Genomic DNA, 16136 nt, shown 5'->3' on the forward strand with positions numbered 1-16136 from the left:
TTACTCTTGGTTTGCTTGTATTGCTGTTAATAATACTGTGTTAAAGATATCTTCTACAGTACAACCTCTACTTAAATCATTTACAGGTTTATTTAAACCTTGTAACATTGGTCCAATTGCTAAAGCTCCTGTTTCTCTTTGTATTGCTTTGTAAGTATTGTTTCCTGTATTTAAATCTGGGAAAATTAATACAGATGCTTGTCCTGCAACTTCAGAATCTGGCATTTTAGTTCTTGCTACAGACATATCTACAGCAGCATCATATTGTATTGGTCCTTCAATTTTTAAATTAGGTTGTTTTCCTTTAACAATTTCTGTTGCTTTTCTAACTTTTTCTACTTCTTCTCCTTTACCTGAACTTCCAGAAGAATAAGATAACATTGCTACTCTAGCTTCAATACCAAATGCTTCAGCAGAAGCTGCAGAAGAAATGGCTATTTCAGCTAATTGTTCTGCATTTGGGTTAGGGTTTACAGCACAATCTCCCATAACAGAAACTCTATCTGATAAACACATGAAGAATACAGAAGAAACTACAGAAACACCAGGTTTTGTTTTAATTAATTGTAAAGAAGGTTTAATAGTATGCATTGTTGTGTGTACAGCACCAGAAACCATACCATCTGCTAAACCATTCATAATCATTAAAGTTCCATAGTAAGAAACATCAGCTACTAAATCTTGAGCAGCAATTTCTGTCATTCCTTTATGTTTACGAGCTTCATATAAAGTATTGGCAAAATCATCATTATGAATTGAATCTTGAGGATCTAAAATGTTTATTTTATCTAAATCAATTTGTAAGCCAATTTGATCACATTTTAATTGAATTTTGTTACGATCTCCTAATAAAGTTAAATCTACAATATCTAATAATTGTAAACGAGCTGCAGCTTTAATAATTCTTTCATCATCTCCCTCTGGTAAAACAATATGCTTTTTATTTGCTCTTGCTTTTTGTAACAAGTTGTATTGAAACATACTAGGAGTTAACTTGTCTGATTGATAAGACGTTAATGTATTTGTTAATCCTTCTGCATTCACATATTTATCAAAAGTATCTAAAGATAATAATATCTTTTTATTATGAGTTGCGTAAATTTTAGATTTTACATTTCCAATTTTATTTGAAATTGCAAAAGTTCCTCCATCAACAGAAATAATAGGTACTGTAGATTGTACACCTTCAATTAATTTAGTAATTGATTCTTCAGGAAGTAAAGAACCAGTTAAAATTATTCCTGAAATTTTAGGATAATTAGTTGATGCGTTTGCTTGTAAAGCTCCTAAGATTAAATCTGCTCTATCACCAGGAGTTACCACTAAAGCATTTTCTTTAATTCTGGTTAAATAATTACGTAATTGCATTGCACCAGTACTGTAGCTACCAATTGCATTGTCTAAAAACTGTTCTCCAAATAATACTCTACCTTCTAAAGCTTGTACAACTTCTTTAACTGTTGGGTAAGCTAAGAAATCTACTTTTGGAATAATGTCTATTTGTAGTTTTTTAGGGAAACTTTTTTGTAAATTCTTTTGGATGAATTCTATTTCATCAGCCTCAATTTTATTAGCAATAACACCTATTACATCAACTTCTTTTTGAATAAAAGAATTATAAGTTAATTGCATAGTGTTTATAAAATCTTTCTTTTTCTTACCATTTCCAGAACCTACAATTAATGCTGGTATACCAAGGTTTTTGGCAATCATTAAATTGATGTCTAATTCTGTGAAATTGTTTTCACCAGAAAAATCTGTACCTTCTACTAAAACGTAATCGTAATTAGCTTCTAGTTTTTTGTATTTTTTTATAACATTATGAATAACATCATCTGCTTTTCCTTCACTTAAAAGTTCTACAACTTCACTTTGTTTATAAGCAAAGCAATCGTTGTAGTTAATGTCTAAGTTAAAAAAATTAATAGCAGTATTTGTATGATCATCAATCTTACTGTCTATAACATCATTTATAATAGGTCTAAAATATCCTACTTTTGAAGATTTGGTTAACATCATTCTTAAAAGACCTAATGAAACCAAAGATTTACCACTATCAGATTCAATTGCGGCAATATAAATAGCTTTACTCATTTTTTTAATTAATTATTTGGCAAAAATACATTGCAAAGAAATGATTAATTATGATAATAGTCATTAAAATGAGATAAATTTTAAGCTAAAAAGGTAATTTTGTTATAGAAAATTTAATAAAAATATTGTAAAGGTGTTAAACCTGCAAAATTCCCATATTAAATTGTTTGTTTATTGGGGCATGATTTGCGGCTTCAATACCCATAGAAATCCAATCTCTAGTTTCTAATGGATTTATAATAGCATCTGTCCAAATTCTTGCAGCTGCATAATAAGGAGAGATTTGATTATCATATCTTGATTTTATTTTATCAAATAATTCTGCTTCTTTTTCTGGAGTAATTTCTTCTCCTTTTTTCATTAAAGAAGCTTTTTCTATTTGTAATAGCACTTTTGCTGCAGAATTACCACTCATAACAGCTAGTTCAGCACTTGGCCATGCAACAATTAATCTAGGATCATAAGCTTTACCACACATTGCATAGTTTCCTGCTCCATAAGAATTACCAATAACAATAGTAAATTTAGGCACAACAGAGTTACTAACTGCATTTACCATTTTTGCACCATCTTTAATGATACCTCCATGTTCAGATTTACTACCAACCATAAAACCTGTTACATCTTGTAAGAAAACTAATGGGATTTTTTTCTGATTACAATTGGCTATAAAACGAGTAGCTTTGTCTGCAGAATCATTGTAAATAACTCCACCAAATTGCATTTCTCCTTTTTTTGTTTTTACCAACTTTCGTTGATTTGCAACTATACCAACTGCCCAACCATCAATTCTTGCATAACCTGTAATTATGGTTTGTCCATAACCTTCTTTGTATTGTTCAAATTCAGATTTATCTACCAAACGTTTTATGATTTCTAACATATCATATTGTGCGTTTCTTTCTTTTGGTAGAATACCAAAAATATCTTCTTGGTTTTCTTTTGGAGAAAAAGCTTCTGTTTTACTAAAACCAGCCTTATCATAATCTCCAATTTTATCAACAATAAATTTAATTTTATCTAAAGCGTCTTTATCATCTTTTGCTTTATAGTCTGTAACTCCCGAAATTTCACAGTGCGTAGTTGCTCCTCCCAAAGTTTCATTATCTATACTCTCTCCAATAGCAGCTTTAACCAAATAACTTCCTGCAAGAAAAATACTTGCAGTTTTATCTACAATTAAAGCTTCATCACTCATAATTGGTAAATACGCTCCACCAGCAACACAACTACCCATAACTGCAGAAATTTGAGTAATTCCCATACTACTCATTACAGCATTATTTCTAAAAATTCGACCAAAATGTTCTTTGTCTGGAAAAATTTCATCCTGCATTGGCAGATATACCCCTGCAGAATCTACTAAATAAATTATAGGTAATTTATTTTCTATTGATATTTCTTGAGCACGTAAATTCTTTTTTCCTGTAATAGGAAACCAAGCACCTGCTTTTACAGTGGCATCATTAGCAACTACAATACATTGTTTTCCTTTTATAAAACCAATTTTTACAACAACTCCTCCAGAAGGGCATCCTCCATGTTCTGCATACATATCTTCACCTGCAAAAGCACCAATTTCTATAGATTTAGCATTTTTATCTAAAAGATAATCTACTCTTTCTCTAGCAGTCATTTTACCTTTAGAGTGAAGCTTATCAATTCTTTTTTGACCTCCACCTAATTTTACTTTGGCGAATCTTTTACGTAAATCTGAAGCTAATAATTTGTTATAATCTTCGTTTTTATTGAAGTTTAAATCCATTGGAATTGGTTTCTTAGTTTGTGCTAAATTAAGAAATATTCTTCTGAATAAAATGATAAAAAAAAAGCTGAGATAAATGTCTCAGCTTAAGTTGTTAAAAATATTTTTATCTTCTTAATAAAGAAAAATGACCTTTTTTGTTGATAGGGGATTTACTTGTATCTGCAGGAATTAGTTGAATGTTAAACCAATAATCATCTGAAGGAAGTGTTTTTCCATTATAAGATCCATCCCAACCTTGACTATCAATAGGAACTTGAGCAACTAATTTTCCAAATCGATTAAAAATGTTAATACTACTGTTTGGGTAAAAAGTTTTATTTGCTCCTTTAATAACCCAAGTATCATTACTTCCATCTCCATTAGGAGTAAAGAATTTTGGAAATTGTATTACAGAAATTTGTAAAGTAGCATCTGGAGAACAACCATTTTTATCGTTTACAATAATAGTATAAATACCTCCTTCTAAGTTTTCGAAAAGGGGTTGGTCTTGAAAACCAATGGATGGTATTCTAGTTCCATTGTCATCATTTCTGATAGCAAACTGATAATTTCCAGGACCTAAATTATTACTTAATGTATCTATACTTACAGAAATTTTATCTTGACTGCCTATGTTATTACTTTCATCAATAATTGTAATAAAACTATTACTTAAAGTAGCACTGTTAGATTCTTCTACTACTATTGTTCTACTTCTAGCACAACCATTTGGAAATTGATCTGTTGCAGTAACAGTATATTTTCCAGCTTCAGAAACATCTAAATTATTATCAGTACCTAATAGGTTTCCTGTTTCATTTGTCCAAGTGTAATGATAATTTGCAGCAGGATTTTCTGCTTTTAAATTAAGAGGTGTATCATTTAAACAAACTATTTGAGGAGTATCTATATTTTCTTCTCCCATAACAATAAAATTAGGTAAGGGAACTATATTTATTTTAAAAGATAATCCTGTATGAACACAAGCTACAGGGGTATTTTTTGTGTTTTCTACACGTACATAAATTGTTTGATTGTTGCTTGTGTTTTCAAACTTGTTTTCATCTAAAGCATTAGCCAAATTACCTAATTGTGCATGTGCAAGTGAGTTGTAAAAAGTTATCGAAAAATCGCCATATTCTGAAGGTTGATAATTGGCAAGAATTTCTGGTATTTTATTTTTTAAAGTAATATCTCCATTAATACCATTTGCATCATTAGAAAAACTATCTGTTTTATTGTCGCAATCAGAATAGTCTGAAATATTTATAGGAATATTAGGTTCTGGATATATTAATAATTGAAATGTAGCAAAAATAGATTCACACATATTGCCACCTAAATCAAATATTTTAAAAAAGATGGTTTCATTTCCAGGGTCATCTGTATTAAAGTTTGTAGGAAAAGTGGTTTCGCTAGAAATGTTTTGAAAATTAGTTGGATCTATTATTTCATTTCCATTTTCAGCATCTATTTGAGTAGCATAATATGCAACTCTATGATTTGTTCTTCCGTTTAAAATTTCGTCTGTTTTAGAAGTTAAATCGATATTACTTGTAATTCTATTTCTTGGTGTAATATCGTTATCACAAACTGCTAAAGGTGTAATAGTTGTTGAAACAACAGGAATTGGGTTTACATTTATATTAAATGAAATATGATCATTAAAACAGTTAGAGTTTTTGTTTTGAACTCTTACATAAATTGTTTGTGAACTAATATTTCCTGTAACAAAACCAGCAGGAACTTCGTTTGTATAGTTTGTATCGTTAAAAATAATGTCTGAATTTGTATTAGCACCAATTGCAGTTGAGTGAAATGTTACATTAAAATTGGTTTCTGATTGTGTAGCTCCAAGGATGTCATTAACTCTAGAACGTAAATTAATATTTACGTTTTTTCCATCTGTGGTGTTTCCAGACAAAGCATCGTCACAAAGTTCAAAATTATCTGGAGTGTTTGCAGTTGGTATTGTGTTTATTTGCAAATAAATTTGACCCAATCCTTCACAATCGTTGTTAGATTTACTTTTTAGTTTATAATAAATTGGAAATCTATTTCCTGATGTATTTGGAATGTTTTTGTTTCTATATTGAGCTATACTTTGAGTTTCTTGAACTTCATTTATAGATTGTGTTCTGTCTAATTCTGTTTCGTAAAATTCAATTTTAATATCTGTATCAGTAGAAATTAGAGCAGGAGCTTTGCTAAAATCAAAAAAAGTAATTCCATCTGTATCAGAGTTTGCTGCTGTATCATTACCATCTATATCTAAAAAGTCATCACATTCTATAAACGTTTCTTCATAAGGTTCATTAGGTGTGTAACTAACAGTTAAGTTAATTTTGGTAATAGAATGACATCCAAATTCAGAAATGATTCTAACCCAAGCTTCACCAGTTGTATCTACAAAATAGCTTGTTTTATCTGCAATTTGTGGTGTACCAGAAATAGCTTCTGCTTCAGTAGCAAAATACTGAAATTTGTCTTTTGGGTTGTTAGAAATATTACTTTCTGATAAAGTTAAGTTGAAGGTAGTTTGTTTGTCAGGATCAGAGTCACATTGTTTTAATTCTGTTGGATTTTCAACAGGAATTGGTAATGGATTAACAGTAAGTTTTATGGCATTTGAGGTTACAGAACAACTGTTGCCATTTTTAGATAATACAACTCTATATTGATAGTTGTTATAGGTTAATGGGATATTTGTTAGTTGTAAACTTGTTGTGTTAGTTCCATTATAAATTGCATTATTGTTGATGTTATTCCAAGTAATATTATCTGTAGATACTTGCCATTGAAATCCGTCTGCATTAGATTCTATAGTTATTGTTTCAATTGAGTTTTCACAAAAAGTAACATCAATAAAAGGGGTGTTAATATTAATTGGAGCACTTATTGTATAATTAATATGAGGGCTTGTATAACCGTCTGAATTAATAACTTTTCCTAAAAAAGTTACATCTAAAGGGTTTGGTGCTAAAACACCAGAACCATTACCAGTAAAACCAGCTTCAATAACATCAAAACAGTTGTCATTATCTGAGTCTAGTTCTAAAAAATTGAAAATTCCATCTGCGTCAGAATCTACAATTGTATAATTAATAGATAACGATTTATCATCTGGTGTAGCTTCTAAAACATCAACTAAACCATTAATACCAATAGTTGCAATAGCATTGTCAATAGTACCATCTAAATCTGTATCTAAGTTACCTTTTCCTGCTTCAACAATGTCATAAATTCCATCATTGTCTGCATCTATATCTAAATAATTTAAAACCCCATCATTATCTGTGTCATTAGCAGTTTCATAAAAATCAGGAATTCCATCATTGTCAGAATCTAAGTCAAAAGCATCTTCAATTCCATCACCATCAGAATCTCTAGAAAAACATGTTAGAGAAATATTTCCATTAAAAGTGGAAGCTGTAGTGATACCTGTAGATTGATGTTTAAAATCGATTTGATTAACTTGATTTGAAACAAACTCAAAAGAGCTTGCAGTACCAGTTGTATTTGCTGCGTATTTAAAATGGATTTCTGAAGCAGATAAATAAGTTACTCCAGTTTCAAAAATTCCATCAAAATTTGTGTCTACAAGAATTTGATCATCAGGGTCAGTTAGTGTAACATTTTTATTATTAGGACCAATTTTTAAAATGAAAAATTCATCATCTATTATTGTGTGATTAGAAGATTTATTTTGAGTAAGTTTAAAATTAATGTTTTGGGTAAAATTTAATTTATACTCTAATTTAGTATCTGATGCAGGATTAATGATAGATTGAAAATTACCATTTACATCACCTGTAAAAGAGTTAGAAGCTTCTGTTTTAGTGTAAATGCTAGAAGTAATAGTTGTATTTGTAGAACCATCTTTAAAAGTAATAGATGGATTGTTGATATCTAAAATGTTTACACTTGTATTACCTATAGATTCATCACAATTTAAAATACCATCGTTGTCTAAATCATCATCTAAATTGTCTATAATTAAATCACCATCAAAATCATCTGGACAAATGCTAACAGGTACTTCTATAGATTTAAAAGTAGACCCAGAACAAATTATCAATCCAACTAATTGATATCTTCCAGGAACAGTTGGTGTATAAGTTGCACTTTTGTCTCCAGTAGAAACAAATCCAGCACCAGATTCATCATCAAAAAACCATTCAAACTCATCAAATAGTTCTGTGTTTGCAGCTTTTAATGTTACATTAGGAATACAATTTCCGAGCGTAGTTACACTAGCATCGAAATTAATTTCTGGAGAAGAAGGAAATCCTGAATAAAAACTACCAGAAGAAGCTGCACCATTTTGGTTAAAGTAAGCACAATATAACTCTCCACTACTGTCTATAGAAATATCACCTGTTAAATTAGTTACTTTATAAGTAACGTAATCTGTATTTCCATCAACATTAAAAGGGCCAGAAGTAGAAAAGTTTGCTATAGGTTGGTTGTTAATATTTACAGTTGCGTTTTTATTTGTAACTATTGTTATTCCTCCAGTAAAAGTAACAGATCCAATGTTTTCTATTGTAGGTATGTTGTCTACTTTTCCTCTGTTTTCGCAACTTAAAGGAGGTACAAAAAACAATCCTTGATTAGCTTCACTATTATTTGCTCCAATTCCTTGATAAGCAAAAGCGGGTTTTGAGGTTTGTACAAATAGATTTCCATTACTATTAAAACTAGCTCCTTCAATTAAATAATATTCACCAGCATCTAGAGTTGTAGCTAAATTTGTGTTTCCGTTAATACGTATAGAAGTATCATCTTCATGAGCAACTATTAAAACGTTTTCCCAACCATTAGAACCATCACCTTTTACAAAAATATAATCATTACCAGTTTGTCCTTTAATAATTAATTTATCAATACCAACAATTTGATCTATTCCATAATCTCTACCACCACCATTATGAAAACTACCATTTGCAGAACCAGCATTTACCACAACAGGTTTGTCAGATGTTATTAAAGTACCAATTAAACCATCTCTATTAATAGTGTTTTCTGCTGCATTAGTAGCAACAACATAACTTTCTCCTTCGTTTAAAAGAATGTTATTTATAGGTATAGATCCAGTATAGTTTTTAATTAAAATTCCAGTAGGTAAATCGTCAAAATTTACAGAAGTATTATCTTCTGTAGCCATCACAGAAATAAAGTTTAAATAATTTGTTTGTGGATTTTCATTAGTAAACATACCTGCTCTAAAGGTTGTTCCTAATGCAGAAGAACCTTTGCTTACTAATGCTCCTGCTTGGGCACCTCCACCTGCTAGTACTCTTATAGAAACGTAAATAACATCATCAGCTTCAATAATATATCCTTTGTCAGAATGAACAACACTAGTTACTCTGGAATCTACAAAAAGTTGTGTATCTCCATTTCCTATTTGTATTTCTTGAGGAGAATTACTAGAAACAATGCCAGTTATATCATTGCCAGTTTGTCCTATTTGTTTAATTGTAAAACTTACATTTTGGGTACTTGGTGTAGAAATATAAAAATATTGATTTTCTGGATTTGCATTTCCAGTTTCAGCATATGTTAGTGGAGGAATAAAATGTTTTTTACTCAGTTGAGCATTTGCATTTTTAATAAAAACAAAGCTAATTAAAGCTAAAATTATATAAGAAAATTTATATTTAAACATAGAGTACTTCAAAAAGGAAATTATTTGTTAAAAATAACAAGAATAACGCTGAATATTCATATAAGTTTTAAATTTATTAGACTTCTTGTAACAAATAAGGTTTAATTACTACATATATTTAGATGCGATTTTGTTTTATTTAATTTTTTTTAACGAAATTGCTTGTCTAAAAAATTGTTCAACTATAAAAAAACAAAATAACTATGTCTGATGATTTTGATTTACTAGAAACTAGTTCTAACGAAAAAACTGAAAAAGTAGATGTAAACTGGGGGAAAGCTATAGACACTATGAAGTCTAAATTAGCACAAGAAGATGATCCAGAATCTCGCCAAAAAATTTTAAACGCAACATTAGATGATGTTGTGCACATGGCAGAAAAAGATAGAACTACGCTTTTAGATGCAATTAAAGACTTAACAGATTACCAAGATGAAGTTGGTATAATGTTCGAAAAATTTTCTTCTTTAAATGCAACAGAGCAAAAAGTTATAGATGATGCACAAAAAGCTTTAGAAAGAGCTAGAATAGAGTTAGAAGATGCAGAAAACAAACCAGACACTTGGTGGAATAATCTTTGGGGAAGAAAATCTAAAATAAAAAGAGAACAAGCAGAGTTTAAAGAAGCAGAAAAAGTAAGAGCTGGTGCAGATAATAAAGCAAAAGCAATGTTTCAAGAACGTATAGAAAGTGCAGATATTCAAACTTTATTAAGCGAGCTTTCATACAAATCTCAAGCAGCAGTAACACGTCTTAAAAATAGAGAAGTAGAAATTAAAGAAGTAGAAGAAAAATTAAAAGACTCTATTGTAGAAGCTTCTAAAAATCATACCAAAGCTTTAGAAAAGAAAAAAGAAGTAGAAGATAAATTAGAAGAGCAATATGCTTTATTAAAACAATCTCGTCAAGAATTAGATGAAATTGCAGACAAACAATCTACAGCATATTCAGAAGCAATAGGTAAAATGACTGCTATAGAACAAAAAGTAGAGGAGTTAGAAGGCCTTAAAAACGCGTACACAACACTAGCTGCCAGTAAAGATAGTTTTGTGCACAAGCACAATTTAACAATTAAAGTATTAACATCTTTACGTTCTAATTTACAAACGCACAGAGCAAAATTAAAGTCAGATACTGAAGAAAGATTGAAGTATTATGATGGTTATGTTGTGGCATTAAAAGCAAGAACAGACCAAGAGTTTGCTGCTATATTAGAACATTTAGGAGTAAAAACAGATGAACATATTGGAGAAACTTTAGCATCTATGCATTCTGCAAGTGCAAGAGCTCGTCAAGAAATGATGGACAATATTCCTGTGCATGAAAAAGTAATGAAAGGTGTGTATAGTACGTATGCAGAAGCTTTACATGAAATTCGTAAAAAAGATGTAGATATTCAAAAAAACTTTGCAGATAGGTATGGTATAGATATGAAAGAGATTTTTGAAGACTATTACAAAGCAGATGCAAATGCTCCAAAAGGAGATGATGCACCAGCAGAAAAACCAAAAGCAGATACTTCTAACGACGATTTGTTGTCTTAAAATAATAAGGGCGTTTCCCCGATGAAAAATCGGGGTCAGGCTTTTCATTATATCTTTTTTTCGTTCCTCAAAAAAGGATGCCATTTCAATCCTTAACGCAAGCTTACTTGCCAAAGCTATTCAATTAAAGCTAAAAGATTATCTCAATTAAAAAATGATTACAACACCTTTAGACTCTGCAATATTAAACTCTAAAGAGCAATATGTTTTTTATCATAAAATGGTAGATTTTGTGTTAAAAGAACTTATTGTAAGTGTTCAGCAAGAGCAACTTTGCAGTCATCAAGAATTATTAATTTTCAAACAATATTCAGACTTATTATTATATTCTATAGAAGCAATGCGTATTAAATATATGTATGATGAAGAAGATAATATGAAGGTAGATTTAACAGATTCTGGTTTTCCAAACTATTTAGAGTTTAGGTATTTGTATAATGACTTAGAATTAAAAAATGAATATGTAGAAAAACTTACAGGTAAAGAAACTTTACAAAAAGAGTTTTTAAATACATTATTAAAAACAAGGCAGCCTATTAAAAGAGATAAACTTTTTCAAGCAGCTTCAATTGTATATTACAACTCTGTAAATCAAAGATATATTTTTAACAAATTTGTGCAAGGTAAAATTGTAGAAACACCAAAAAATAGTCATGCAGATTTAATGACAAGTTGGAGTTTTTATGATGTAAGTACAAACAGACCCTACATTTGTTATATGTATTTTAATTATGATGGAACTCGAATTTTAGATGAAAAAGAAGGGATTTATAAAGTATTAAAAGAAACAGCAGATAGAGATATGGCATTAGATACCATGGCATATTCTATAGATAGAAAGTTACCAAAAATAGAACCTAAATATATTAAAAGAATAGATTTAGGACCCTTTCATAATGTATTTGCAAAAGATGAAAATGAAATAACACATGCAATTTTAGCAGGTATAGCAAAAAAAGAAATTCCTTTAGAATCTTATGCGTTTTCTCTTAAAATAGATGAGGTTTTTTCTGGAGATACATTTAAAGAAGGAGGTTTTTTCTCTAAACAAACTATGCAAAAATGGAGTGATGTTATTAAACAAAAATATGTATTTGCTCCACACAGAATTATTCAATTATTACACAATCAAGTACCAAGAGTATTAGATGAATTAGCAAAAAAGCCAATATTAATGGCAGATTTTAGATCAAAATTAAAATAGGTTTTACTGCTTTAATATTTTTTTTGTTAAGATTTTATCATCCTCTTTTATCCTTAAAAAATAAACTCCTTTAGGTAAATTACTCATATTAATAGTATAAGAATCATTTCCTGTAGAATTTAATTTTGCAAAAAATGAAGATCCTAATACATTGTAAATATTAACTTTAGAGTTGTTGCTTATGTTTTTTATAATTAAATGGTTTTTAACAGGGTTTGGTAATATCTGAACTCTTGCTTCTAAATCTTCTAAAGATAAACTAGATGTATCATAGATTCTGATGTCATCAACATAAAAAATGCCATTTCCAAAGCCAGTTGCACCCTCATTTATCATATCAATTTTTAAAGTAGGTTCAACCATTTGAGAAGTTGTAGTAAAGTTATGTTTTAGTTCTATCCATTTGTTTTTTTCAAATTTTGTTAAATCCCAAGTTAATTCATGCAAATCATCAAATGTAGTTTTAAAACCTTTGAGAGATGAGTTGCCATCAATAAAAACACTTAAGTGAATACTATAATTTTTGTTAGCTTCTAAATTATATCTAGAACTTGGTGTTCCAGAATTTGATGTTATCGCATATTCGGTTTGAGCAAAACAAGTTGTAATTCCGAACACTAAAATGAGGATGTGTATGTATTTTTTCATTTTCAATTTTTTAGTAATAGTCATTATTTAAAGTAATGTCAATAAACTTAAATCCACCCAAAGGAACTTCAATATCAATAGTACCAGAAGTAGCATAATTATCTGAAGGATTTAAAATATCTTTTATAGAACTAACACTAATTTCACCAGAGTTGATAGTAACTTTAGCAGTTCCTCCTTTTGGATTTATGTAACCAGAATCAACCAAAGTCAAACGTAAATGTCTTTTATCTGTTTGACAAACTACCCAAGCAACATCACCAGAAACTTTAATAGGTAATAAATTGGCACTGTTTTCAATATCTGTTTTTATGGTTTGATAATAACTACTGTCTGGATCAAATGAACTAGTTTGATTCGCATCAGAATAATATTTTGTTCCATCTGTAAAGTATTCTTTTAATTTACCATTGTAAAAAGGATGCATATAACTCACCATAGAATTTCTAAAAGCTGAGGTTCCTGTTGGTGTAATTAAAACCATTCCGTTTTTATATGGTGGAATAAAATTCAACCTTCTATCGTTTACACCTGCAGCATAACTAGAAAAATCATAGGGGGTATTTTGTGCTCCAGGAAAAGAACCACTCATTCTTCCGAAAACAAATTTTTCTTCACCAGCACTTTTATTAAAACCCGTTAAAAACTTAACTGAAGATGATTTGTTAATATAACGTTCATCAGGATTTATCATACTTAAATGAACAGGAGAAATACTTAATAATTGATTCCTTTTTGGTACATAAATAACTCCTTTTGCAACCATTTCTAAAACCATTTGCATCCATTCTGTTTCTAAAGTCTCAAAATTATTTAAATGAGTTGCTCCATTTGCAAGAGAATAAATAGTATGTCTTAAATAATGATTGGCTGTTCTTGAATGCGAAAACTGACGTAATCTATCGTAAGAAGCATTATCAGGCACACTTCTAGAACCCCATTGATTTACAGAGCCACTCATCCAAACACCCATTCTTCCAGAAATACTTAACTCCATAGATTTGTCTTGAGTTTCTTCCATAGTTGGTACAAAAACATCTGCAAATTCTCCTGATAATAATCTGCTCCATTCAGAAGTATGCACTGCACCTTGCCAAAAAACGTGTTTGTTTCTTAAATGCATATTGGTGTTGGTGTTGTTTGTTTTGATATAATCTGATATTTTAAACATATAATCGTTTAAAAAACTTGCAAATTCTGCTCCTCTAGATTCAATTTCAGGATAAATAAAAATTTTCTTTTTGGTCAAATTTGTATTCATTATTTCTTCTAGAATAGAACGCTCAAAAGGAGCAGGGTCATTACCATGACCGCCCCAAAAAGAAACACCATTTGCATTTCTATTTAAAGCATCTATTCTTAAAAGTGATACATTTTGATAATCTTGACTACAATTAGTAATATCAGGCTCATTACAGTCTAAATACGTAAATCTACCATCTCTTTTATTTTGATATTCTACACTAGAAATATCTGAAGCTCTATCCCAATTTCTATATTTTTGATTGAATACATTTTCTAAAACCTTTGGTCCGTTTGTAGGATCAATGGCTTCAAAATTCGAAATGATAGTTTGCACACTTGCGCTTGTATTCTTTTTTAAACCTGTGGCAAAATATACATTATTTGGTGTTGAAGGAACTTCATAACTCGGTCTTGTAAAACCATTCAATTTGCTTTTTATGTTCGATACATTTGCTAATAAAGTTGTTATTTTTCCAGGAGGAACTAAATTTTGATATTCGGTTTCCCAATTAGAATCCATAGTATTGATAACATGAACAGCACTACCTCCAGATTGAGCTCCAGCTAACAATATTTTTCCAGAAGAAGTATCTTTCCATAATCCGTTAAAAGAAAAGTTAGATTGAATTCTTCTGTGAGAAGTAAGCGTTGAATTTTGAATTAGAATATCAGAACCAAATAGCGTTATGAATACTTTTCCAGCATTGGTGTCTACAACTTCAATTTGCGGAACTCTATAACCATTTACATTAGTGTAACCATTATTTTTTAAATCTAATAACACTTTTTGAATGTCATCTCCATTTATAGTTGATGTAGAAGAGTAGTTATTAATATCTGGGTTAAAGGTAAAAGTACCAGAATCATTTCTTTGTGCACTATTACCCAATACAATTAACGGTTTATTGTTTGATGGATTTGTAACCAATTTCATATAGCCTACAGGTTTTGCAGTATTTAATTCAATACCTTCATTTGTGTTGGCTCCAAAAATTTGAATTGGTAAATTTTCTAAAGGTTCAAATTGATAAAAAGTACCTTTAACTTGCATACTATTATTCGTTGCTAAAACTGCTAAATGATCATTATTTGCATCTTGAGGAATTGGTCTTAAAAAATTAGCTATATGTCTGTTAGCTTGAAATAAACCATAAGTTTTATCACCAAAAATTTTTGCGCTAGAATAATTATCAGAAACAATTTCTTTGTTAAAAGAACCATTTGCATTTAAATAGTAGAAGCTATTGTCAAAATTTCCGCAAGCAATGTATGGCGTTCCGTTTTTCTTAACCACACAAACAGCATACATTGGTGTTACTCCGCTAATTTGAGTAATGGCAGAAGTATCCCATTTTTTTGAACCATCAGCAGAATCTAAACAATACAATTTACCATCTGCACTGGCTACTAATATTTCTTCATTACCATCATTATCTAAATCATAACAAAAAATATCATTATTACCAACGTGAGAATCTTCTGAACTATTTCCTGCTTTTAAGCCTACATCCCAAAGAATATTTCCGTTAAAATCTAAAGCTAAAACTCTACCATCATAACTACTAGCAATGATAATAGATTCGCCATTTCTCATAGCATTATTTACCTTAGAAATGGTGTAGGGAGTTACAAAACTTTGAATTGCAGAATTTGCATTGCTAAACTTTAAACTCTTGCTTCCTTTCGATTTTTTATCAGTAGTACTTTCCCAATTTTCTGTTTGGTTTGTCAACCATTTACTTGTTGTTCCATCAGCTTCAAATCCGTAATAAAAAGAATTTGTAATTAAGTTTCCTTTTGATTGTTTTGGATCAACTATTTCTTGAGAATTTAAAATTCCATTTATAAAAAGTAAAATTAAAAATGTATAAAATTTACATCTTTTGAGATTCTTATGCATAAGTTTAGTGTATAGTTACATCAAAAATAAATTCAAATTATATAAAAAAGGTGTTTGTCTGTTTAGAATTTGTATCTATTGGT

Annotated in this window: 7 protein-coding genes; 2 read left to right on the forward strand and 5 right to left on the reverse strand. The window is 29.8% G+C overall.

Annotation, left to right across the window (positions count from 1 at the left end; all coding sequences use genetic code 11):
• The 3 genes from pta to MPF13_RS04540 form a co-directional block, all read right to left on the reverse strand.
• Complete coding sequence (gene pta / locus MPF13_RS04530) at positions 1-2094, reverse strand: phosphate acetyltransferase (RefSeq protein WP_249981140.1); 2094 nt, start codon at positions 2092-2094, stop codon at positions 1-3.
• A 136-nt stretch (positions 2095-2230) separates the two neighbouring features.
• Positions 2231-3859, reverse strand: a complete 1629-nt coding sequence (locus MPF13_RS04535; protein WP_249981141.1) for an acyl-CoA carboxylase subunit beta — start codon at positions 3857-3859, stop codon at positions 2231-2233.
• A gap of 106 nt (positions 3860-3965) precedes the next feature.
• Positions 3966-9512, reverse strand: coding sequence for an FIDD domain-containing protein (locus MPF13_RS04540; RefSeq protein WP_249981142.1), 5547 nt, complete (start codon positions 9510-9512; stop codon positions 3966-3968).
• Positions 9513-9715: 203 nt separating this feature from the next.
• On the opposite strand from MPF13_RS04540, the gene MPF13_RS04545 reads away from it, so the two are divergent.
• Both MPF13_RS04545 and MPF13_RS04550 read left to right on the forward strand, forming a co-directional pair.
• Entirely contained in the window at positions 9716-11056 is a 1341-nt protein-coding gene (locus tag MPF13_RS04545; RefSeq protein ID WP_249981143.1) for a coiled-coil domain-containing protein, read from the forward strand.
• Positions 11057-11210: 154 nt separating this feature from the next.
• Positions 11211-12260 (forward strand): hypothetical protein, encoded by a 1050-nt coding sequence (locus tag MPF13_RS04550; RefSeq protein WP_249981144.1) that lies wholly within the window; start codon positions 11211-11213, stop codon positions 12258-12260.
• A gap of 3 nt (positions 12261-12263) precedes the next feature.
• Here MPF13_RS04550 and MPF13_RS04555 read toward each other — a convergent pair whose 3' ends face one another.
• The gene (locus MPF13_RS04555; protein ID WP_249981145.1) at positions 12264-12908 is read right to left on the reverse strand and encodes a T9SS type A sorting domain-containing protein; all 645 of its coding nucleotides are present in this window, start codon (positions 12906-12908) and stop codon (positions 12264-12266) included.
• Between the two features lie 10 nt (positions 12909-12918).
• Positions 12919-16053, reverse strand: a complete 3135-nt coding sequence (locus MPF13_RS04560; RefSeq protein ID WP_249981146.1) for a hypothetical protein — start codon at positions 16051-16053, stop codon at positions 12919-12921.
• Positions 16054-16136 lie beyond the last annotated feature (83 nt).

Origin of the sequence: Polaribacter sp. Z022 (genome assembly GCF_023555495.1) — a bacterium.
Classification (GTDB): domain Bacteria; phylum Bacteroidota; class Bacteroidia; order Flavobacteriales; family Flavobacteriaceae; genus Polaribacter.

Coding starts and splice junctions, on each gene's coding strand:
- MPF13_RS04540 (WP_249981142.1), bottom strand. CDS start 9,512: ATGTTTAAATATAAATTTTCTTATATAATTTTAGCTTTAATTAGCTTT.
- MPF13_RS04555 (WP_249981145.1), bottom strand. CDS start 12,908: ATGAAAAAATACATACACATCCTCATTTTAGTGTTCGGAATTACAACT.
- MPF13_RS04545 (WP_249981143.1), top strand. CDS start 9,716: ATGTCTGATGATTTTGATTTACTAGAAACTAGTTCTAACGAAAAAACT.
- pta (WP_249981140.1), bottom strand. CDS start 2,094: ATGAGTAAAGCTATTTATATTGCCGCAATTGAATCTGATAGTGGTAAA.
- MPF13_RS04550 (WP_249981144.1), top strand. CDS start 11,211: ATGATTACAACACCTTTAGACTCTGCAATATTAAACTCTAAAGAGCAA.
- MPF13_RS04535 (WP_249981141.1), bottom strand. CDS start 3,859: ATGGATTTAAACTTCAATAAAAACGAAGATTATAACAAATTATTAGCT.
- MPF13_RS04560 (WP_249981146.1), bottom strand. CDS start 16,053: ATGCATAAGAATCTCAAAAGATGTAAATTTTATACATTTTTAATTTTA.